17 protein-coding genes are annotated in these 20,025 nt (G+C 69.4%); 6 read left to right on the top strand and 11 right to left on the bottom strand.

Features of this window, described 5'->3' with window-relative positions:
• The 3 genes from CVV72_RS10030 to CVV72_RS10040 all read right to left on the bottom strand — a co-directional run bounded on the left by CVV72_RS10030 (position 1) and on the right by CVV72_RS10040 (position 4,472).
• Positions 1–2,016: a neutral/alkaline ceramidase gene (locus CVV72_RS10030; RefSeq protein ID WP_219152168.1), complete on the bottom strand. Its 2,016-nt coding sequence runs from the start codon at positions 2,014–2,016 to the stop codon at positions 1–3.
• Between the two features lie 497 nt (positions 2,017–2,513).
• Positions 2,514–3,539 carry an LLM class F420-dependent oxidoreductase gene (locus CVV72_RS10035; RefSeq protein ID WP_219152169.1) on the bottom strand — a complete coding sequence of 342 codons (1,026 nt, stop codon included), beginning with the start codon at positions 3,537–3,539 and terminating at the stop codon, positions 2,514–2,516.
• A gap of 12 nt (positions 3,540–3,551) precedes the next feature.
• Positions 3,552–4,472, bottom strand: a complete 921-nt coding sequence (locus tag CVV72_RS10040; RefSeq protein ID WP_219152170.1) for an oxygenase MpaB family protein — start codon at positions 4,470–4,472, stop codon at positions 3,552–3,554.
• A gap of 90 nt (positions 4,473–4,562) precedes the next feature.
• On the opposite strand from CVV72_RS10040, the gene CVV72_RS10045 reads away from it, so the two are divergent.
• Positions 4,563–5,198 (top strand): TetR/AcrR family transcriptional regulator, encoded by a 636-nt coding sequence (locus tag CVV72_RS10045; RefSeq protein ID WP_219152171.1) that lies wholly within the window; start codon positions 4,563–4,565, stop codon positions 5,196–5,198.
• A 90-nt stretch (positions 5,199–5,288) separates the two neighbouring features.
• On the opposite strand, the gene dmpG is transcribed toward CVV72_RS10045, so the two are convergent.
• Both dmpG and CVV72_RS10055 read right to left on the bottom strand, forming a co-directional pair.
• Positions 5,289–6,323 carry a 4-hydroxy-2-oxovalerate aldolase gene (gene dmpG / locus CVV72_RS10050; RefSeq protein WP_219152172.1) on the bottom strand — a complete coding sequence of 345 codons (1,035 nt, stop codon included), beginning with the start codon at positions 6,321–6,323 and terminating at the stop codon, positions 5,289–5,291.
• On the bottom strand, positions 6,320–7,222 hold the full coding sequence (locus tag CVV72_RS10055; protein ID WP_219152173.1) for an acetaldehyde dehydrogenase (acetylating): 903 nt from the start codon (positions 7,220–7,222) through the stop codon (positions 6,320–6,322). Before CVV72_RS10055 ends, dmpG begins: the two co-directional genes overlap by 4 nt.
• Positions 7,223–7,263: 41 nt before the next feature.
• On the opposite strand from CVV72_RS10055, the gene CVV72_RS10060 reads away from it, so the two are divergent.
• A complete protein-coding gene (locus CVV72_RS10060) occupies positions 7,264–8,031 on the top strand; it encodes an IclR family transcriptional regulator (RefSeq protein WP_219152174.1) in 768 nt (255 codons plus the stop codon).
• 3 nt (positions 8,032–8,034) lie between these two features.
• On the opposite strand, the gene CVV72_RS10065 is transcribed toward CVV72_RS10060, so the two are convergent.
• From CVV72_RS10065 to CVV72_RS10075, 3 genes are all read right to left on the bottom strand, one after another.
• On the bottom strand, positions 8,035–9,138 hold the full coding sequence (locus tag CVV72_RS10065; RefSeq protein ID WP_219152175.1) for an LLM class flavin-dependent oxidoreductase: 1,104 nt from the start codon (positions 9,136–9,138) through the stop codon (positions 8,035–8,037).
• A 240-nt stretch (positions 9,139–9,378) separates the two neighbouring features.
• Entirely contained in the window at positions 9,379–10,089 is a 711-nt protein-coding gene (locus CVV72_RS10070) for an MBL fold metallo-hydrolase (protein ID WP_219152176.1), read from the bottom strand.
• Positions 10,090–10,106: 17 nt separating this feature from the next.
• Positions 10,107–10,631: a DinB family protein gene (locus CVV72_RS10075; protein ID WP_219152177.1), complete on the bottom strand. Its 525-nt coding sequence runs from the start codon at positions 10,629–10,631 to the stop codon at positions 10,107–10,109.
• A 155-nt stretch (positions 10,632–10,786) separates the two neighbouring features.
• Here CVV72_RS10075 and CVV72_RS10080 point away from each other — a divergent pair, with 155 nt between their 5' ends.
• Complete coding sequence (locus CVV72_RS10080; protein ID WP_219152178.1) at positions 10,787–11,638, top strand: DMT family transporter; 852 nt, start codon at positions 10,787–10,789, stop codon at positions 11,636–11,638.
• On the opposite strand, the gene CVV72_RS10085 is transcribed toward CVV72_RS10080, so the two are convergent.
• A complete protein-coding gene (locus tag CVV72_RS10085; RefSeq protein WP_219152179.1) occupies positions 11,619–12,656 on the bottom strand; it encodes an iron chelate uptake ABC transporter family permease subunit in 1,038 nt (345 codons plus the stop codon). The genes CVV72_RS10080 and CVV72_RS10085 overlap by 20 nt on opposite strands.
• Before the next feature lie 23 nt (positions 12,657–12,679).
• Positions 12,680–13,723, bottom strand: a complete 1,044-nt coding sequence (locus tag CVV72_RS10090) for an iron ABC transporter permease (RefSeq protein ID WP_219152180.1) — start codon at positions 13,721–13,723, stop codon at positions 12,680–12,682.
• 105 nt (positions 13,724–13,828) lie between these two features.
• Here CVV72_RS10090 and CVV72_RS10095 point away from each other — a divergent pair, with 105 nt between their 5' ends.
• The 3 genes from CVV72_RS10095 to CVV72_RS10105 all read left to right on the top strand — a co-directional run bounded on the left by CVV72_RS10095 (position 13,829) and on the right by CVV72_RS10105 (position 18,467).
• Positions 13,829–15,514: an ABC transporter ATP-binding protein gene (locus CVV72_RS10095; protein ID WP_219152181.1), complete on the top strand. Its 1,686-nt coding sequence runs from the start codon at positions 13,829–13,831 to the stop codon at positions 15,512–15,514.
• Entirely contained in the window at positions 15,511–17,268 is a 1,758-nt protein-coding gene (locus CVV72_RS10100) for an ABC transporter ATP-binding protein (RefSeq protein WP_219152182.1), read from the top strand. The genes CVV72_RS10095 and CVV72_RS10100 overlap by 4 nt, the downstream gene beginning before the upstream one ends.
• A gap of 113 nt (positions 17,269–17,381) precedes the next feature.
• The gene (locus CVV72_RS10105) at positions 17,382–18,467 is read left to right on the top strand and encodes an iron-siderophore ABC transporter substrate-binding protein (protein ID WP_219152183.1); all 1,086 of its coding nucleotides are present in this window, start codon (positions 17,382–17,384) and stop codon (positions 18,465–18,467) included.
• A 404-nt stretch (positions 18,468–18,871) separates the two neighbouring features.
• On the opposite strand, the gene CVV72_RS10110 is transcribed toward CVV72_RS10105, so the two are convergent.
• Positions 18,872–19,909 carry a metallophosphoesterase gene (locus CVV72_RS10110; RefSeq protein WP_255632623.1) on the bottom strand — a complete coding sequence of 346 codons (1,038 nt, stop codon included), beginning with the start codon at positions 19,907–19,909 and terminating at the stop codon, positions 18,872–18,874.
• Positions 19,910–20,025 lie beyond the last annotated feature (116 nt).

Raw genomic sequence — 20,025 nt, forward strand, 5'->3', positions numbered from 1 at the left:
TCAGGAGACGACGAATGTCCGCGAAGTCCCGCTGAACGCGGAGATCGCCCCGTTCCAGCCGTTCTTCCAGTTTCCGAAGTGGATCACGCGATATTTGCCGATCGGGGCGTTCGCGGGGATCTTCCAGTGGACGACGGCTTTCGATTCGGCGACGAACGTCCGTGCCCAGTGGTACTTCGTGTCCCAGTCGCCGTCGTCGGCGTGCCGGACCCACTTGCCGTCGACCAGCCGCTGGATCTCCAGGAACGTGCCGCCGCGCCGCAGGTCGTTCTTCGGATGCCCGGTGACGAACTCGATCGCGACCTGCTCGCCGCGCGCGTAGGTGCTCTTCGCGTCGACCAGGACGTCACCGAAGTTCTTGAACGCGGGCGGGCTGTCGAAGACGACCCCTGGCTGGAAGTTGATCAGCTTGCCGCGCAGATCCCGAGGCGTCGGCCCGTGCGGCACCCCCACCCCCGCCTTCATCGCGGCCGCGAGCTTGGCGAATTCCTGTTGGTAGGCCGGAAGCGTGTACCGGCCGTACAGCGTCGACGCGCCTTCGTACTGCTGCGAGTCGTACTCCTCGGGCGTGGTGACGTACTGGCTGTACGCGTTGGCATACCCCTGGATGAGCACGTTCTCCAGCGGAACACCGAGTTCCGCCGCGACGGTCCGGCGCAGGCGCAGTCCGGCGACGATGGTCAGCTCGGCGGGCACGGCCACGAGATACAGCTGACCGATCCGGACGAGCTGCAGCGGCAGCACCTCCGGCGTCCACGGATACGGCTTCATCGCGCCGAACGGCACCGCGATCACCTTCGGCGCGTGCGCGTCGGCGAGTGCCTGCGGGATCGGCGCGTCGATGCCGCCGAGCCAGTCGATGAACGGGTTCTTCACCCCTTCGGGGAGCGGGAGGCCGGGGCCGTCCTCGCGGCTGCCCGCGAGCATCGACACCCCGATCGCGGCCGTGCAGGTGCGCTGCGGCCGCCCGTTCGGGGTGTACTTCGCGTCGACGGCCACGTCGGACATGTCCACGTAGCACATCCGGTGATCGACGCCGCCCCTCACAGCCTCCGCAGCGGCATCGAAGGCGCTCTTCGCCGCGCGGAACTGGAGATCGCCGATCGTGCGGGTGTACTCGAACTCGGTTTCGGGGGTACCGGGTTCGAGGTTCAGGTTCGGGCTCATGTCGCCGGTGTTGGTCTGCGGGAAGGCAGCGACGAACCGCGGGTTCCCGTCGAGGTACCGCACGCCGGCGTGGTCGTGCTCCCACTCGTAGGCGGCGTAGCCCTTGTTGTCACCGCTGATCAGGTGGTTGCCGTTGCTCATCGACGTCCCATGCGTCGCGAACCAACTGATCGCGCCGACGTCGACACCGTTCTGGCTGAACCGCAGCACCGTGACGGCCGGGTCGATCGCCTGCGGGAAGTGGTCCTTGTCCGCCTGCGGGTTCAGGTCGAAGGCCTTGCGCGAGCGGTTGACGCTGGCCTTGGTCAGCTCGGCGCGGCCGAGCCGGATCGACCCCGGCGCGAGGTTCGCGTGCGCCCGGGTGATCGCCTCGAAGATCCCGTCGACGTGCGCGTCGTACACCTGCTGCTGGAAGCCCAGGATCGCCAGATCGTAGGCGGCGTAATGGGAATCCCCGCCGCACGCGGAGTGGGTGTGCGTGGCGTTGAGGAGCACGTTCTGCTCGGTGTAGAGGTCGCCGTACGCGGCCTGGAGCTTGCGCATGACGCCTTGGTGGACGGACTGGAACAGCGCGCCGAGGTCGGCGGTGACGAAGGCGATCCGCTTGGTTTCGTCGTCGACCACGAAGGCGCGTGCCCGGGTGCGGAGGTGGATGCCGGCGGTCTGCTGCTGCGGCATCGAGTAGCCCATCATGCCGTTCTCGGCGGCCGGGCCGGTGACGTCGGAGATCCCGGCACCGACGCGGAAACCCCGTGATGGCGCCGCTTGCGCCTGCTGGGCGCCGAGCACACTCGCCGCGACGGGCAACGCCGCCGCGCCCGCGAGAACCCGCCTCCGGCTCACCGTCATGAGTCGCACCTCCCGGCCACGAACATGAACCGACTTCATGTTCGTGGCGGGACGCTACGTGATGGGCCTCACTGCCGCAACCCACGAAAGGCGCGGAGGCTTTCCCTCATCGCGCGCGGCGAAGAGCGCTTTCGCCACGTCGCATGCGGAGAGAGCGCCCTTCGGTCGTCAACCGCGAACCGGGCCGTCGAGCGCTGACGCTCAAGGCATGGTCGAGCGAAGAGACGGCGTTGCGAAAGCCACTTTCGCAACGTTGAAGGTTGTGAAAGTGGCTTTCGCAACCTTCAACGGCGCCCCGCTGGCTCAATGCATGAGAGCGAGTCCAGCTACGAGAGGGACCCGGCCACGACCGCCGCTCTCCGACCAAGTGACGCGAAAGCCACTTTCGGGACACCACACGTCGCGAAAGTGGCTTTCGCGACATCACTTCCGACCGGATTCCTCGTGAGTGGTAAGGACGGTTCTAACCGTCCTTACCACTCACGAGACCGGGGCGGCTACGAGAGCGTCTCCGCGACCTTCGTGAGCGTCGCGGCATCGCCCCGCAAAAGCAGCGTGGTCACCACGGTCTCGTCCCACGCCGCGAGTTCGTCACGGATCTTTTCCGCAGGCCCGATCAGCGAGGTGTCCTCGACCAGAGACGTCGGGATCGCCGCCGTCGCCTCGTCCTTGCGGCCTGCCAGGTACAGCTCCTGCACCTTGTCGGCCACGTCCTCATACCCCATCCGGGCGAAGACGTCGTGGTGGAAGTTGACCGATTTCGCGCCCATGCCGCCGATGTACAGCGCGAGCGACGGTTTGATCCAGCTCGCGGCCTCCTCGACGTCGTCGTGGACGAGCACCGGGACGGATGCGGCGACCTCGAAATCGTCGAAACCGTGCCGGGCACCGGGACGCGAGAAGCCCTCCTGCAGTGCCGTCCGATAGAAGGCGTCACTCTTGGGCGAGAAGAACAACGGGAGCCAGCCGTCACAGATCTCCGCCGACAGCGCCACGTTCTTCGGCCCCTCCGCGGCGAGGAAGATCGGGATCTCCTTGCGGAAAGGGTGCACTGTGGACTTCAGCGGTTTGCCGAGCCCGGTCCCGCCTCGCAGGGGCAGCTGGAAGTGCTGCCCGTCGTGGGTCACCGGCGCCTCGCGGGCGACGACCTTCCGCACGATGTCGACGTATTCGCGGGTGCGGGCGAGCGGCTTCGGATAGGGCTGCCCGTACCAGCCTTCGACCACCTGCGGCCCGGACGCGCCGAGCCCGAGCACGAACCGCCCACCGGACAGGTGGTCCAGGGTCAGCGCGTGCATGGCCGTCGCGGTCGGGGTGCGCGCCGACATCTGGACGATGTTGGTCCCGAGCTTGATCCGGCTGGTCGACGCGCCCCACCAGGCGAGCGGGGTGAACGCGTCCGAGCCGTAGCCCTCGGCGGTCCACACGGAGTCGAACCCGAGTTCTTCGGCCCGCAGAACGGCGTCCAGCGCGCCCTCCGGCGGACCGGACGACCAGTAACCGAGGTGGTAACCCAGCTTCATCGAGGCTCCTAGTCAGACGTTCGGTGAGTAGTGCTCGGGTTTGCCCCGCTCCGAAAGCGGCGGAAGGTTCCTCGCGGGAGTCTCGACCAACGGCGCGTCCGGGGCCAGTTCGCCACGCTCCCGCCGCCAGCCCGCCCTGGCGCGCGGGTGGTAGCGGCGATCGCGCGGGACCAGGGTGAACGCCGCGTTGATCAGCTTCCCCACCCGGCGATGGCGTCGCTCGTCTCGTTCGGTCCAGGTGTAGCCGAGCCGCTCGCGGATCGGCGGGTCGTACATGCCGACCGTCAACCAGACGAAGTTCCGCGCCACCTGCCCGCGGACCAGGTTCCACGCGAAATCCGGCAGCCAGGGCAGGAAATGCGGTTTGGCGATGTCGTGGATTTCGAGGACGTCGCGAGTCGCCTTGTTGTCCTCCAGCACGTCCTCACACATCCGCTTCCAGTACAGCTGGAAGTCCTCCCACGACTCCGGCACCGGGCGCATGCTCATGCCGTACATCTCGTACCACTGGACGTGCTCGTCGAACAGCTTCCGCTTCTCGGCCTCGCCGATCCCGCCGCAGAAGTTGTCGGCGATGAGGATCGCGCTCACGAAGAACGTCGAATGCGCCCAATAGAACGTGTCCGGGTTGAGCGCGTGATAGCGCCGCCCGTGTTTGTCGACGCCCTTGATCCGATCGTGGTAGCCGCGCACCTCCAGCGCGGTCCGGCGGGCCCGCGGGCCGTCGTAGATCACTCCCCCGATCGGGTACAGCGAGCGGAACAGCCGCTGCCAGCGCTCCTCGAAGAACCGCGAATGCTCCTCGACGCCCGCGCCCAGCTCAGGGTGCATGTTCTGCATGGATCCGGCCCAGAGCGCGATGAGCAATCCGCGCCAGTCGCCGAAGTACTTCCAGGTCAGCGAATCCGGTCCGAGCGGCTGCGGCTGTGTCATCCCCGGTCTCCTCACTGAGCTGGTTAAATTGACCACAACTGTTGTCAGGTTAAGGTTGACAACGGCCGTAGTCAACAAGAGGAGCCGATCATGGCCGGCCGCAGCTGGGCAGGCACGACCCTGGACGACCGCAAGGCCGCGCGACGGGGACAACTCGTCGAAGCGGGCCTCGACCTGCTCGGGACCCAGGGCAGCGCGGGGGTGAGCGTCCGCGCGGTGTGCCGTCACGCCAAGCTGACGGAGCGGTATTTCTACGAGAGCTTCGCCGACCGCGAGGAACTCGTCGTCGCGGTCTACGAGCACATCGGCGAGCAGGCGCGGCAGGCCTTGGTCGACGCCGTCAGCGACACGGCCGAACCCGCCGAACGGGCGAAGGCCGCGGTCCGCGCGTTCGTCGAGTTGATGCTCGACGATCCGCGCAAAGGCCGCGTGCTCCTGCTCGCGCCGATCACCGATCCCGCCCTGACCACGCGCGGGATCGCGCTCCTCCCCTCGTTCGCCGAGTTGGTCAGCGGGCAGCTGTCCCACGGTGACGCGGCCGAACGGCAGATGACCTCGATCGGGCTGGTCGGCGCACTGAGCAACGTGTTCATCGCCTACCTCGACGGCTCGCTCAAGGTGAGCCGCGAGCGCCTGATCGAGCACTGTGTCCGCCTCGTACTCGGGGCCGACCGCGAACCTGTCGGCGGAGGTGACTCGCCTCCACGAAAGCGGCCCAACGCGTGAACCCGCCCCGGCCGGAGACCCCGCTATCGCGGTGGCAGGGCGCCTTGCCCGCCCGACGTGGATCGCGGTCGCGGGTTCACCTTCAGGCACTCAGCTCTGACCGCGTTCGGCGACCAGTTGCAGCGCGATGTCGATGATCATGTCCTCCTGCCCGCCCACGTACTTCGCGGCGCCGACGCGATAGAGGATTTCGTGCGCCGGGACGCCGTACCGCTCGGCGGCGCGCTCGGCATGCAGGAGGAAACTCGAGTACACGCCGGCGAAGCCCTGCACGATCGACGACCGGTCCATCACCGGAAGCCGGGTGATGTAGGGCTTCACGACGTTTTCCGCCGCGTCCATCAGCACGTCCTTGTCGACGCCGGTGCGGATCCCGAGCCGCTCGAACGTCGCCGCGAGGACCTCGGTCGGCGAGTTGCCCGCGCCCGCGCCGAGCGCCACGAGCGAACCGTCGATCTGCCGGGCGCCCGCCCGGTAGGCGAGCACCGAGTTCGCGACGCCGAAGCTCAGGTTCTGGTGCCCGTGGTAGCCGACCTGCGCCTCGTCGCCGAATTCCGCCACCAGCGCGGCGACGCGTTCACCGGCGTCCTCCAGGATCAACGCCCCGGCGGAATCGACGACGTACACACATTGGCAACCGGCGTCGACCATGATCCGGCCCTGTTTCGCCAGCGCCTCGGGTGTGGACATATGGGACAGCATCAGGAAACCGACGGTCTCCAGCCCGAGTTCCCTCGCCGCGCCGAAATGCTGGACGGAGACGTCGGCCTCGGTGCAGTGGGTCGCGATCCGGACCGCTCCCGCGCCGAGGTCGGCCGCCACGCGCAGATCGCCGACCGTGCCGAGGCCGGGCAGCAGCAGTACCGCGATCTTCGCGTGCCGCGCCTCATTGACCGCCGCGGCGATCAGCTTCCGTTCGTCCACAAGGGAAAAGCCGTAATTGAACGTCGAGCCGCCGAGGCCGTCGCCGTGGCTGACCTCGATCAGGGAGACCCCGGCGGCGTCCAGCGCCCGGACGGTGTCGCGCACGTTCTTCTCGGTGAACTGATGCGCCATCGCGTGGCTGCCGTCGCGCAGGCTCGTGTCGACGAGCCGGACCTCCCGGCTCACGTCGTCCCAGCTCATGCCGCCACCTCCTGAGTGGCCAGCAGATCGCCGACGCGGGCGGCCGCGGCCGTCATGATGTCCAGGTTCCCGGCGTATTTCGGCAGGAAGTCCCCGTTCCCGGCGACTTCCAGGAACACCGCGACCCGCGCTTGCCCGCTCCATCCCGGCCGCGGTGGGTCGTATTGAGGGTCCGCCTTGAGCGTGTAACCCGGCACGTAACCCTGGACCGTCTCGACCATCCGGTGGATGGATTCGCTCACCGCGGCGAAGTCCGCGTCCGGGTCGATCGCGCAGAACACCGTGTCGCGCATGATCATCGGCGGTTCGACCGGATTGATGATGATGATCGCCTTGCCGCGGCTCGCTCCCCCGACGAGTTCGATCCCGCGCGCCGTGGTCGCGGTGAACTCGTCGATGTTCGCCCGGGTACCCGGTCCGGCCGACCGCGACGAGACGGACGCGACGATCTCCGCGTAGGGCACCGGCGTCACTCGCGACACCGCGTGCACGATCGGGATCGTGGCCTGGCCGCCGCAGGTGATCAGGTTGACGTTCGGCACGTCCAGCCGTTCGGGCAAACCCACGGCGGGACAGGTGAACGGGCCGACCGCGGCCGGGGTCAGGTCGATCGCGCGGATCCCGGCGCTCGCGTACCGCGGCGCGTTCGCCAGATGAGCCTTCGCCGAGGTCGCTTCGAAGACCAGGTCCGGCAGTTCGTCGCGCGACAGCAACCAGTCGACGCCGCCGGCGGAGGTCTCCAGTCCCAGTTCCGCGGCCTTGGCCAGCCCGTCCGAATCCGGGTCCACGCCGACCATGTACCGCACCTCGACGTGCTCGCTGCGCCTCAGCTTCGCGAGCAGGTCGGTGCCGATGTTCCCGGGACCGACGATCGCGGCCACCGCTTTCCGTTGCGCCATGTCAGCTGACGCTCCCCGCTCGGATAGGGCACACTCAACCCATGCGTGCCGCTGGGCGGAACGACGACCCGGACCGAACCGGAGCGGACGGCCTCGTCGCCGCCCGGATCTCCGCGCTGCTCTCGGCGTTCCGCCCCGGCGACGACGCGCTCGGCGTTTCGGAGCTGGCGCGGCGGACCGGCCTGGCGAAGTCGACCGTCCACCGGCTCACCGGTCATCTGGTCGCGACCGGCCTGCTCGAACGTGAGGGCGCGGCGGTGCGGCTCGGGCTGAAGCTGTTCGAGATAGGCCAGCTGGCGGTACGGCGCCGGGGACTCGTCGAGGCGGCGCGGCCGTATCTGGCCGATCTCCGCGAGGCGACCCGCAACACCGTGCACCTCGCGGTCCTGGAAGGCACCGAGGTCGTCTATCTCGACATCCTGCGGGGGCCCGACGCGCCGTCGCTGCCGTCCCGGATCGGCGGCCGTTTTCCCGCGCACGCCACCGGCGTCGGCAAGGCGATCCTCGCGTTCTCACCGGACTCCGTGGTGACCCAAGTGATCGATGCCGGATTGCCGCGCGTCAGCGTGCGGACGATCACCGCCGCGGGTCTGTTGCGCCGTCAGCTGGCCAAGATCCACGGCGAGGGGATCGCGTTCGAACGGGAGGAATCCGGCGTCGGCGTCGTCTGCGCGGCGAGCCCGCTGCTCGACGCGCAAGGGGTGGCGGTCGCGGCGTTGTCGATCTCAGGCTGGGCGAATCGCATGCACACCAACCGGGTCGCGCCCGCGGTGCGGACCGCCGCTCTGGCGTTGTCGCGGACGCTCTGAGTTCTACGCGACGAGCCCCCGCCGGACCAGTTCCGGGCGCACGCCCTCGCCGAACCAGTACGCCTCCTCCAGATGCGGGTATCCGGAGAGGACGAACTCCTCGATGCCGTGCGCGTGGTACTCCTCGATGAGGTCGGCGACTTCGCCGTGACTGCCGACGAGGGCGGTGCCCGCGCCACCGCGCACGAGGCCGATCCCGGCCCAGAGGTTCGGGTACACCTCCAAGCCGCGGACGCCGCCGTCGATGTTCCCGCCGTGCAGCGCGGCCATCCGCTGCTGGCCCACGGATTCGCTGGCGGACAACTGTTTCCGGGTGTGGGCGATCCGCTCCGGGTCGATCGCGTCGAGCAATTTGCCCGCCTCCGCCCAGGCTTCCGCCGACGTGTCACGCGAGAGGGTGTGCAGCCGGATGCCGAAGCGGAGCTTCCGTCCCTGCTCCTCCGCGAGTTCACGGACCTTGGTGATCTTCTCGGCGACCTGCGCGGGCGGCTCACCCCACGTGAGGTAGACGTCGGCGTGCCTCGCCGCGATCGGGAGCGCGGCCGCGGACGAACCACCGAAATAGATCGGCGGGACGGGATCCGGCGCCGCGCGCGTGGTCGCGCCCTCGACCTTGAGGTGCTCGCCGTCGAAGTCGAACGGCTTGCCGCTCCACACCCCGCGCACGATCTCGAGGAATTCGCCGGTGCGGGCGTACCGCTGATCGTGATCGTGCCAGTCGCCGAAACGGCGCTGCTCCACCGTGTCGCCGCCGGTGACGACGTTGAGCAGCACGCGCCCCTGCGAGATCCGCTGGAACGTGCCCGCCATCTGCGCGGCCAGCGTCGGCGAGACCGTGCCGGGCCGGAACGCGACCAGGAACTTGAGAGTTCTCGTCTCGCGGATCAGCGCGGCCGTCGTCAGCCACGCGTCCTCGCACCAGGTCCCGGTCGGCGTCAGCACGCCTTCGAAACCGTTGGCCTCGGCGGCACGGGCGACCTGCGCGAGGTAGTCGAGGCTCGGCTCGCGGGCGGCCGACGCCCCGGCGGCGCGACTGGCGTGGAAGTGCTCCACGATCGTCCGGCCGTCACCGGTGGTGGGAAGGAACCAATGCAGCTTCAGCGTCACGGTTCCGAGCTTCGGCTTCCCGCACCAGGCTGGTCAATCAGCGAGCCTCGCGTCCCGCGATCTGGACGCATTTAGTGCTCTGAATGCGGGCAAGGGCGTGGCACCAGGACGCGTCGCGAAAGCCACTTTCGGGACGTCTGATGTCCTCAAAGTGGCTTTCGCGACGCTCCGATCGGAGCTCGGCCGCGCGAACGACGCTGAGCGCCTTCCCCGCATTTAGTCCTCTGAATGCGGAGAAGGTCAGCCGCCGAACATCAGCCGCCATTCGTCCAGCGACTTCGGCCGGAACACGAAGTTCGTGTCCTTCACCCGCGACAGGCTCGCCGACGGCTCGGCCGAGTACTGGTGGCCCGGGTAGACGACGGGATCGCCGTCCAGTCCGGCCAGCCACTGCAGGCTCCGGTAGATCGCCTCCGCGTCACCGCCGGGGAAATCGGTCCGGCCGCAGCCTTCGAGGAACAGCGTGTCCCCGGAGACGAGCTTCCCGTCGACCAGGAAGCACTGGCTGCCCGGAGTGTGCCCCGGCGTGTGCAGCAGCCGGATCGGCACCGCGCCGACCTCGACGACGTCGTCGTGTTCATGCGACCGCAGATCGGTTCCGGAGACGCCGGTGATCCGGCGGACCCATTCGGCCTCCGCGCCGTTGACGTGGATCGGCACCTGGACGCGTTCCAGCAGCTCCGCGATCCCCGGCAGCGAGAAGCCCATCATCTCGCCGCCGACGTGATCGGGGTGGTGGTGCGTGGCGAGGACGCCGGTCAGCCGCATGCCGTCGGCCTCCAGCAGGTCCAGCAGATCACCGACGGCGTACGCCGGGTCGACGATGACGGCCTCGTTCGTCTCCCGGTCGCCGATCAGATAGGCGAAGTTGACCATCTGCGTCGCGACGGGATCCCCCACCGCGAAGTCACGGCCCGCGAGCAATTGCCGGAAGTACAGCCTGTCAGCCATGCGGACACCTTACGGCGCTACTCCCCCGTGGTGCCGTCGGCCAGCTCCCGCAGGATGTCCAGCTGCCCGACGTGCCGGGCGGTCTCCTGGACGACGTGCGCGAGCACCCAGCGGACGGTGAACTTCCCCGACTTGCGCGCGCGATCGTCCGGCGAGACCCCGGCCAGCGACGACTCCGCCAAGGCCCACTCGGCGCGGTACGCCTCGACGACCGAACGCGGGTCGTCGTCCTCGGTCAGGTCCCAGCTCGGATCCGGTGAGCCTTCCCACAGCGAAGGCAGATCCGCGCCGCCCGCCTCGATCGAGAGCCACCAGCGCTCCACCGCGGTCAGATGCTTGAGCAGCCCCAGCGCGCTCATCCGCGGGGACGACGGCAGCGGTGTCGCGACCGCCTGTTCCCTGGTCAGCCCGGCGACCTTGTTCACCGCCGTCGCGCGGAGGAAACGCAGGAAGTCCCACTGGATCCCGGCTTCATCTTCGGCGATCCCGTCCGGCCAGGCGCGGTCCACCGGCTCGGCCGCACTCGAACCCGTGTTCGACATGTCGGTCACCCTACACATACGCGTAACTCGCGTGATCGAAGGCGTAACTCACGTGATTGGAGGCGTAACTCGTGAGTTACGCCTCCAATCACGCGAGTTACGTGCCCGATCACGCGAGATCTCCGGTGGTCACCGCGGGGCTAGGCTCACCGTTCATGTGGTGGGGTTTGGTTTGCGCGTTCTTCGCGGCCTGTGCGTACGGCGTCGCTTCGGTGATGCAGGCGATCGCCGCGAAAGCGACCTCGGGCGCGGAAGATCGCGTCGATCCCCGCCTGCTCGTGCGGGTGCTGCGGCAGTGGAAGTTCGTCGCGGGTCTCGCGCTCGACGTCGTCGGGTTCGTCGCCCAGGTCGCCGCGCTGCGAGTGCTGCCGCTGTTCGTGGTCCAGGCGGCGCTGGCGGGAAGCCTCGCCGTGACGGCGGTGGCCGCGCGGACGCTCGGGGTCCGGCTGGGCCGTCGCGAGTGGACGGCGGTCGCGGTCGTCTGCGCCGGGCTCGCGTTGCTCGGGATGTCGGCGGAGAGCGAAGGTTCGGCGTCGACGGGGCTGGGTTTCCGGCTCGTGCTGATCGGCGCGGTGGTGGTGCTCGGCACAGCCGGGATGTTCGCCGGGCGCGCGGCGCGCCGGATCCGGACACCGGCGCTCGGGTTGATCGCCGGCCTGTGCTTCGGTGTCGTCGCCCTCTCCGGGCGCGCGCTCACCAGCCTAGCCCCGCTGGACCTGCTGACCGACCCGGCCACGTACACGCTGGGGGTGGCGGGTGCGCTGGCGATGTTGTTCTACGCCACCGCGTTGCAACGCGGCAGTGTCACCACTTCGACCGCGATGATGGTGATCGGCGAGACCGTGCTCCCGTCCCTGATCGGGGTATTCGTACTGGGCGACACCACGCGACCCGGGTTCGCGGCCGTGGCGGCGGTCGGGTTCGTGCTCGCGGTTTCGGCGGCGCTCGCGCTGGCCCGCTTCGGCGAGCCCGCGCCGATCGAGCCGGTCAGCGCGCAGCTCGGCTGACCCCGCGCCGGGACACCAGCAGCCAGGCCAGGTACACCCCGCCGATCGCCCCGGTCACGAGGCCGACGGGCAGACCGGCCAAGAACTGCTGGGTGATCAGATCGCTGGTCACCAGCAGGAGCATGCCCATCAGGGCGGCCGCGGCGAGCCCCGGCCCCGAAGACCGCGTGAGCCGCTTCGCCAGCTGAGGCGCGGCGAGCGCCAGGAACGCGATCGGACCGGCGGCCGCGGTCGCGATCGAACACAGCCCGACGCTGACCCCGAGGAGCACGACCCGGCTCCGCTGCACCGGCACGCCGAGCCCCTTGGCCGAGTCGTCCCCCATCTCCAGCAGGGAAAGCCTTCTGCCGTAGACGAGGGCGGGCGGCAGCAGGACGGCGATGGCGATCGCGACCGGGACGACGTGCTCCCAGCCGCGGCCGTTGAGCCCGCCGACCAGCCACGCCTGCGCCGCCAGGCCGTCCTGCCAGGAGGCCCTGGTGATCAGATAGGAGTTGAACGCGAGCAGCATCGCGTTCACGCCGATACCGACGAGGATCAGGCGGAACGTATGCACGCCGCCTTTCAGCGCGAGCAACGCGATCAGGCCCGCGGTCACGACGCCGCCGACCAGCGCGCCCAGCGAAACCTGGAGCATGCCGCCGTGCACCACGATGATCGTCAGCAGCGCCCCGGCGGCCGCACCCTCGGTGAAGCCGATGAAGTCGGGGCTGCCCAAGGGATTCCCGGACAGGCTCTGCAGGATCGCGCCACTGACCGCGAGCGCGCCGCCGACCAGCAGCGCGGTCAGCAACCGGGGCAGCCGCAGGGTGGTCACGATGAACTCGGTGCTCCGGTCGCCGAAGCCGAACAGCGTCCGGATGACCTCGCCGACGGACAACGGGTAGTCGCCGGTGGTCATGCTCACCGCGCCGAGGAAGAACACGGCGATGGCCAGCAACGCGACGACGATCGCGGCCCGCGGGGTGATCCGGAGGGAAAGCCCGCCGCCCGGGGTGCGCAGGACGCGGGTGCTCATCCGTGGGTGCTCCTTGATCGCGGTCACAGCCGGGCCAGCTTCCTGCGTCGGCAGAGCGCGATGAACACCGGCGCGCCGAGGAACGCGACGACGATGCCCGCCTGCAGTTCCTCCGGCGGGTTCAGCACCCGGCCGACGACGTCGGCGCCGATCAGCGCGATCGGCGCGAGCAGCATCGAATACGGCAGGACCCAGCGCTGATCAGGGCCGACCAGCATCCGTGCGGCGTGCGGCACGGCGAGCCCGAGGAAGACGACCGGCCCGATGGCCGCGGTCCCCGCGCCGCAGAGCAGGGTCACCACGATCGCGCCCAGCACCCGGGTGCGGCCGACGTGGGCGCCGAGCGCCTTGCCGGTCTGGTCGCCGAGCGCGAGGACGTTGAGCGGCCGGGCCAGCAGCAACGCGATGACCGCGCCGACCGCCACGAACGGCGAGACCTGCCAGAACACGTCCCATTTGCGGCCGCTGAGCGAACCGACGTTCCAGAAGCGGAACTGGTTGAACGTCTCCGGCATCAGCAGCAGGATCCCGACGATGTAGGCCTGGAGGACGGCCATGACGGCCGAACCCGCGAGCACGAGCCGGTCCGGCGTCGCACTGCGTCCCGCGGAGCCGAGGACGTAGACCACGACCGACGCGATCGCCGCCCCGGCGAAGGCGAACCATATGTAGCCGAGCACGCCGGTGACCCCGACGAACGCGATCCCCGACACGACCGCGGCCGAGGCGCCGGTGTTGACCCCGAGCAGGCCGGGGTCGGCGAGCGGGTTCCGGGTGAGCGCCTGCATCACCGCGCCGGCCAGGCCGAGTGCCACGCCGACGACCACGCCCAGCAGGGTCCGCGGGATACGGAGGTCGTGGATGATCACCGCCTCGGTCGAGCCGTCGTTGTGCCACAGCACCGACCAGGTGGAGGTGAACGGGATGCTCTTCGACCCCACCCAGATACTGAGCAGGAACACCAGCGCCAGCAGGGCGAGCCCGACCACCAGACCGCCGGCGCGGAACGTCCGTGCCGCCGCGCTGGGCGGGGACGCCACAGCGGGCGGGCGTTCGGTGACGACCACGGAACCTCCTTCGAGTGAGGCGAGGCTAACCGAACGCCGGAGTTCACCTCAACGAGCTACCTACTTAGACTAGCCTTACCTTCCCCACCATGAACGGAGGCGCCGGTGACCGCAACGGCCACCACCAGCCGGAGTGTCCTGCGGCAGGCGATTTCCGGGCAACGACGGCGGGTCACGCTCGCCTCCGTGCTCGCCGCCGGGCACCAGGGCGGTGAAGCGCTCGTCCCGGTGATCATCGGCGTGGTGATCGATCAGGCGGTCGACGGTGGTTCGGTGGGCACGCTCGTGTTCTGGCTCGCCGTGCTCGGCGTGATCTTCGCGGGACTGTCCTACAGCTACCGGTTCGCCGCGCGCGCCGCGGAAGGCGCCTCGCTGCGGGCGGCGCACGACCTTCGCCTCGCGATCAGCCGACGGGTCCTGCATCCCGGTGGCGGCGCCGACAAGGGCAAGCTCGCGGGCGAGCTGGTCAACATCGGCACCAGCGACGCCCAACGCGTCGGGGTGGTGAACGCGGCTCTGCCGTTCGGGATCGCCGCGCTCGCCGGGGTACTGGTCAGCGCCATCGCGCTCCTGCGGATCTCGCTTCCGCTGGGACTCCTCGTGCTCCTGGGCACACCGCCGCTGCTGTACCTCGCGCATCTCATCGGCAAGCCGCTGGAGCGCCGCAGCGAAGCCGAACAGGAACGGTCCGCGCACGCCTCGGGCGTCGCCACGGACCTGGTGTCCGGACTGCGGGTGCTCAAGGGCATCGGCGCCGAACCCGCCGCGGTCGCCCGTTATCGCGACACGAGCCAGAACTCGCTCAAGGCGACCTTGCGCGCCGCACGGGCGAAGGCCTGGCACGACGGCGCGGTGCTCGCGCTGACCGGCGTCTTCATCGCGGTCGTCGCCCTCGTCGGCGGGCACCTCGCTTCGTCGGGATCGATCAGCGTCGGCGATCTCGTCGCCGCGGTGGGACTGGCCCAGTTCCTGCTCACGCCGTTCCTGATCTTCTCGTGGGTCAACGGCGAACTGGCGCAGGGCCGCGCGTCGGCGGCCCGGGTCGCCGATCTGCTGACCACGCCGGTGGCGGTCGAACCGGGCGACGGCGAACTGCCGTCCCCCGCCGGCGGGAACGTCCGGTTCACCGAGGTCACCTACGGCGCCCTCCGCGGCGTCGACCTCGACATCCCTGCCGGGCAGCTGGTCGGCGTCGTCGCCGCGGATCCGGCCGCCGCGACCGATCTGCTCGACTGCCTCGGCCGCGCGGGAGATCCAGCCGAAGGCACGGTCCACGTCGACGGCGTGGACCTGTCCACTGTGGACCCCGACCGGGTGCGGGAGGTCGTCCTGGTCGCCGCGCACGACGCGGACCTGTTCGAAGGAACACTGGCGGAGAACGTCCACGCGGACGGCCGGTCCGCCGACGAGGCGCTGGCCGCGTCGGCCGCCGACGAGGTCGCGGCGGCTCTGCCCGACGGCACCGCGACCGCGGTCACCGAACGCGGACGCTCCCTCTCCGGCGGGCAGCGGCAGCGTGTCGCGCTCGCCCGCGCGCTCGCCGCGGACGCGCCGGTGCTCGTCGTCCACGACCCGACGACGGCGGTCGACACGGTGACCGAAGCGAAGATCGCCACCGGGCTCGCCCGGCTACGACGAGGACGGACCACGATCCTGGTGACCACGAGTCCCGCCCTGCTCGCCGTGGCCGACCGCGTCGTCGTCCTGGACGGCGGCCGGATCACCGGTGAGGGCGGCCACGCCGAACTCGCCCGCGATCGCGCCGACTACCGCGCGGCGGTGCTGTCATGACCCGTGAACTGCTACCCACCGCCGACGGCAAGCGGATCCGCGCGGTCCTCGGCGAACTGCTCCGGACCTCGAAGGCCCGCGCCATCGGCGCGCTGGCGATGCTCGTCGGCGCGACCGCGATCGGGCTGCTCACCGCCCGGCTGCTCGGCCACATCGTCGATCTGGTCATCGAGAACCGGCCCGCGACCGAACTGACCACCCCCGTGGTGGCGCTGGTCCTGGTCGCCGTCGCCCAGGCCATCGCGACGGCGCTGGGCGTCTCGCTCACCGCCAAGCTCGGCGAAACACTGCTCGCGGAACTCCGCGAACGGTTCGTCGACCGGGCGCTGGGCCTCCCGCTGGAACAGGTCGAACGCGCGGGATCCGGCGACCTCACCGCCCGCGTCACCAACGACGTCACCGTGGTCGCGAGGGCGGTCCGCGAGGCCCTGCCCGAACTGGGCCGCTCGGTGCTGACGATCGTGCTGACCCTCGGTGCCCTCGCCGTCCTCGACTGGCGGTTCCTCCTCGCGGCGCTGCTCGCGACACCGATCCAGCTGCACACCGTGCGCTGGTACGTCCGCAACGCCGTGCCGTTGTACGCGAAGCAGCGGATCGCGACGGGTTCGCAGCAGCAGCAACTGCTCGACACGATCGGCGGCGCGAAGACCGTCCGCGCGTTCCGGCTCGCCGACGCCCATGTGGAGCGGGTCCGGCAGCGGTCCGAGGGCGCGATGGACCTGATGCTGCGCGGCGTCCGGCTGATGACGAGGTTCTTCGCCCGGCTCAACCTGGCGGAGTTCGTCGGTCTCTCGGCCGTGCTCGCGGCCGGTTTCCTGTTGGTGGGCGCCGACGCCGTGACCGTCGGCGCGGCGACTGCGGCGGCGTTGTACTTCCACAGCCTCTTCGGTCCGATCAACAGCGCGCTGGCACTGGTGGACGACGCGCAAGCGGCCGCCGCGAGCCTCGCCCGGCTGATCGGGGTCGCTGACCTGCCCGCACCGCGCGAACCCGAACGGCCGGCGAAACCCGTCGACGCCTCGGTGAAGGCGGCGGGGATCTCTCATTCCTATGTGGGCGGTCACCCGGTGCTGCGGGACGTCGACCTCAGCCTCTCCCCCGGTGAGCGGGTCGCACTGGTCGGCGCGAGCGGGGCGGGCAAGACGACGCTGGCCAAGCTGATCGCCGGAATCCACACCCCGGCTTCGGGGACGATCTCCGTCGGCGGAGTGCCACTCGACGAGCTCGGACCCTCTGCCACCCGGCAGGCGGTCGCGCTGATCAGCCAGGAGGTGCACGTCTTCGCCGGTTCGCTGGCGGACGACCTCCGCCTCGCCCGTCCCGGCGCGTCCGACGCGGAGTTGTTGGCAGCACTGGAAAAAGTCGGCGCGCGCGGCTGGGCGGAGGCACTGAGCGACGGTCTCGCGACCGTGGTCGGCGAGGGCGGGCATCGGCTGACCGTCACCCAGTCCCAGCAGTTGGCGCTGGCGCGGTTGGTGCTCGCCGGTCCGCCGATCGCGATCCTCGACGAGGCGACCGCCGAAGCCGGGAGCGCGGGTGCGAAAACCCTCGAAGCCGCCGCGGCCGCGGCACTGGAGGGCCGGACCGGGCTGGTCGTCGCGCACCGGCTGACGCAGGCCGCGGCGTCGGACCGGGTCGTCGTGCTCGACGCGGGTGTGATCGTCGAAAGCGGGACGCACGACGAACTCGTGGCTTCCGGCGGTCAATACGCAACGCTTTGGGCGGCCTGGTCCGACAACCGTTCACAGACGTGACCCGGGACGCAGCGTCACCGGTTGCAATCGGGCGGTCGGCGTCTTAGGTTAGCCAAACCTGATCCTCGATTAATCCGGCATTACGCCGGACAGCCGATCACGAAGGACGGATGATGGCTCGAATCCCCACCCTCTCCGCCGTGCGCGGGCGCCTGAAGACCGCCGGCCTGCTGGCGTCCACCCTGGTGCTGGCCGCCTCGCTCACCGCGTGCGGAGGAGGCGGCGAGTCGGCTGCTCCGGCCGCGCAGAACTCCGCCGGCTCCGCGGTCGACGCGAACGCGTTCCCGACCACCATCGAGCACAAGTACGGCAGCACCACCATCACGCAGGAGCCCAAGCGCGTCGTCACGGTCGGCCTGACCGAGCAGGACGCACTGCTCGCGCTCGGCGTGGTGCCCGTCGGCGTCACCGACTGGCTCGGCAAGTTCCCCGGCACCATCGGCCCGTGGGCGACCGACAAGCTCGGCGGCGCCGCGCTGCCCGAGGTCCTCAAGGACGTGGACGGGCCGCAGTACGAGAAGATCGCCGCGCTCAAGCCGGATCTGATCATCGCGCTGTACTCCGGGCTCACCAAGGAGCAGTACGACAAGCTGAGCCAGATCGGCGTCCCGGTCGTCGCGCAGCCGAAGGAGTACAACGACTACGGCATCCCGTGGAACGAGGCGACCAAGAAGGTCGGCCAGGCCGTCGGCCGCTCCACCAAGGCGAACGAACTGGTCAAGGGTGTCGAGGACAAGTTCGCCCAGGCCCGCAAGGAGCACCCGGAGTTCGCGGGCAAGTCGGCGCTGATGGCCTCGACCTACGAGGGCTACTTCGTCTACGGCAGCCAGGACGGGCGTTCGCACATCCTCGAATCGCTCGGTTTCAAGCTGCCCGCGGACCTCGACGCCGCCATCGGTGACAAGTTCGGCAAGAGCCTCAGCGCCGAGCGGACCGACCTGCTCGACCGCGACGCGCTCGTGTGGCTCATCGACACCCCGGCCAAGGCGCAGGAGATCCTCGGCAAGGACGCGCTCTACAGCGGCCTGAAGGTGTCGAAGGAGAAGCGCGAGGTCTTCATCGAGAACGAAGGCACCTACGGCAGCGCGGTCTCCTTCGTGACCGTGCTGAGCCTGCCGTTCGTGATCGACCGGATCGTCCCGCAGCTCGCCGCCGCGGTCGACGGTGACCCGAAGACCGAGGTCAAGCCGGCCAACTGAGCCAACTCGCAGTGCGCGTGAAGGCCCCCTTCCCTCGGCTGAGCCGAGGGAAGGGGGCCTTCACGCGTGGCCGGGCCAGTAGCCGTTCGGCCGGGTGTTCGCGAGCGGCGATTCGGGTCGTCGAGGGCAAGGCAGCGTGACGACGACTGTCCGCAAGAGACCGAGGATCGGTCTCTTGCGGACGTTTTGCACGCTTTGCGCGTTCTTACCCGGGGGTCGTGAGTGATAAAGAGGGTTAGAACGACCATTACCACTCACGACCCCCACCCAAAGCGCCCAAATCGGCCATGCGGAGCGGCCGCAGTGTCCTTTATGGACAAATGTGTCGTGATCGGCTTCGCGCCACGAACTCCTGCCTTGGCAGCCGACCATTACCACTCACGACCCGCTGTACCGCCGCCCGCTCAGTGCGGGAATCCCCAGGAGTTGTGCAAGGGAACGGTGATCTGCTTCAGCCAGGTCTTCGTGGTGAAGTCCCGGGCCTTGATGACCACCGAGAACGGCGAGACCTCCACCTGCAGCCCTTGGTTGAACGCGCCGCCGAGGGACACTTCCCCGCCCTTGCCGTCGTCCGTCCAGCCGGTCTGCACGGCGGCGGTGTTGACGACGGTGAACCCTTCGAGGTTGCCGGTACCCGGCACCACCCGGCGGACCACCCAGTCCGACAGGTTCAGATCCCAGTGCGTGTGCCCGGAGAAGAGGAACACGTCCCGGTGGCGGCCGAGAATAGAGAGCAGCCTGTCGGGCTGGAGGTAGTCGGACCGGTAGAGCTTGTTGTGCGTGCCGGAAACGGTGTTGGGCAACGGATGATGGGTCAGCACCATCACCGGGCTGCGCCGGTTCGACCAGTACCGGAGGCGTTGTTCGAGCCAGGTGAACTGGCGGTCGCTCATCCAGACCTCGTCCCACAGCTTGGGGTCGTGGTACTTCGCGTACTGCTCGGTTCCCAGGCAGAGCACCGGAACACCGCCGAACGACGACTCGGAGTAGACGGTGTTGCGGCCCGCGAACCGGTAGAAGCTGCGGAAGAGGGAATCCTCGGTCGTCCCGTTGGGCCACGTCGCCTGCGCGAGAGTGTCGGGATCCCGCCACTTCGGGACGTAGAACTCGTGGTTGCCGATCGCCCACGCGACCTCGCGCGGATGCGGGTGCTTGTCGAAGGTCGCGCGAAGCTGGGCGTACTCGAAGTCGTAGCCGCGCGGGGTGAGGTCGCCTGCGATACCCAGCCCGGCGCTGCCCGGGTTGATCGCGTGCAGGTCGTCGAGCGCCTTGCCGAAGTCGGTGAGGTCGCCCTGGATGTCACTGAGGACGTTGAAGCGGACGACCGGCCCGTGCGGGCCCCACTTCCCTTGTGTCTGCGGTTGCGCTTCCGCCTGCCCCGGCAGCATCGCTGCCCCTGCCGCCGCACCACCGGCGGTCACCATGAACGCTCTTCGATCCATAACCCGAACGCTACTCACGTTTTATGGCCGAATTCGGTCGCGCTTCTGAACAACGCAAGTCCGTGAAGGCCTCCTTGAGGGACTCTGGGTCCCTCAAGGAGGCCTTCACGGACTGG

Source organism: Amycolatopsis sp. TNS106 (genome assembly GCF_019330265.1).
Classification (GTDB): domain Bacteria; phylum Actinomycetota; class Actinomycetes; order Mycobacteriales; family Pseudonocardiaceae; genus Amycolatopsis; species Amycolatopsis lurida.

Excerpts from the sequence above, each read along its gene's own strand:
- CVV72_RS10040 (WP_219152170.1), bottom strand. The coding sequence starts at position 4,472 with ATGACACAGCCGCAGCCGCTCGGACCGGATTCGCTGACCTGGAAGTAC.
- CVV72_RS10080 (WP_219152178.1), top strand. The coding sequence starts at position 10,787 with ATGTGGTGGGGTTTGGTTTGCGCGTTCTTCGCGGCCTGTGCGTACGGC.
- CVV72_RS10030 (WP_219152168.1), bottom strand. The coding sequence starts at position 2,016 with ATGACGGTGAGCCGGAGGCGGGTTCTCGCGGGCGCGGCGGCGTTGCCC.
- CVV72_RS10055 (WP_219152173.1), bottom strand. The coding sequence starts at position 7,222 with ATGGCGCAACGGAAAGCGGTGGCCGCGATCGTCGGTCCCGGGAACATC.
- CVV72_RS10045 (WP_219152171.1), top strand. The coding sequence starts at position 4,563 with ATGGCCGGCCGCAGCTGGGCAGGCACGACCCTGGACGACCGCAAGGCC.
- CVV72_RS10075 (WP_219152177.1), bottom strand. The coding sequence starts at position 10,631 with ATGTCGAACACGGGTTCGAGTGCGGCCGAGCCGGTGGACCGCGCCTGG.
- CVV72_RS10110 (WP_255632623.1), bottom strand. The coding sequence starts at position 19,909 with ATGGATCGAAGAGCGTTCATGGTGACCGCCGGTGGTGCGGCGGCAGGG.
- CVV72_RS10105 (WP_219152183.1), top strand. The coding sequence starts at position 17,382 with ATGGCTCGAATCCCCACCCTCTCCGCCGTGCGCGGGCGCCTGAAGACC.
- CVV72_RS10070 (WP_219152176.1), bottom strand. The coding sequence starts at position 10,089 with ATGGCTGACAGGCTGTACTTCCGGCAATTGCTCGCGGGCCGTGACTTC.
- dmpG (WP_219152172.1), bottom strand. The coding sequence starts at position 6,323 with ATGAGCTGGGACGACGTGAGCCGGGAGGTCCGGCTCGTCGACACGAGC.
- CVV72_RS10060 (WP_219152174.1), top strand. The coding sequence starts at position 7,264 with ATGCGTGCCGCTGGGCGGAACGACGACCCGGACCGAACCGGAGCGGAC.
- CVV72_RS10085 (WP_219152179.1), bottom strand. The coding sequence starts at position 12,656 with ATGAGCACCCGCGTCCTGCGCACCCCGGGCGGCGGGCTTTCCCTCCGG.
- CVV72_RS10035 (WP_219152169.1), bottom strand. The coding sequence starts at position 3,539 with ATGAAGCTGGGTTACCACCTCGGTTACTGGTCGTCCGGTCCGCCGGAG.
- CVV72_RS10100 (WP_219152182.1), top strand. The coding sequence starts at position 15,511 with ATGACCCGTGAACTGCTACCCACCGCCGACGGCAAGCGGATCCGCGCG.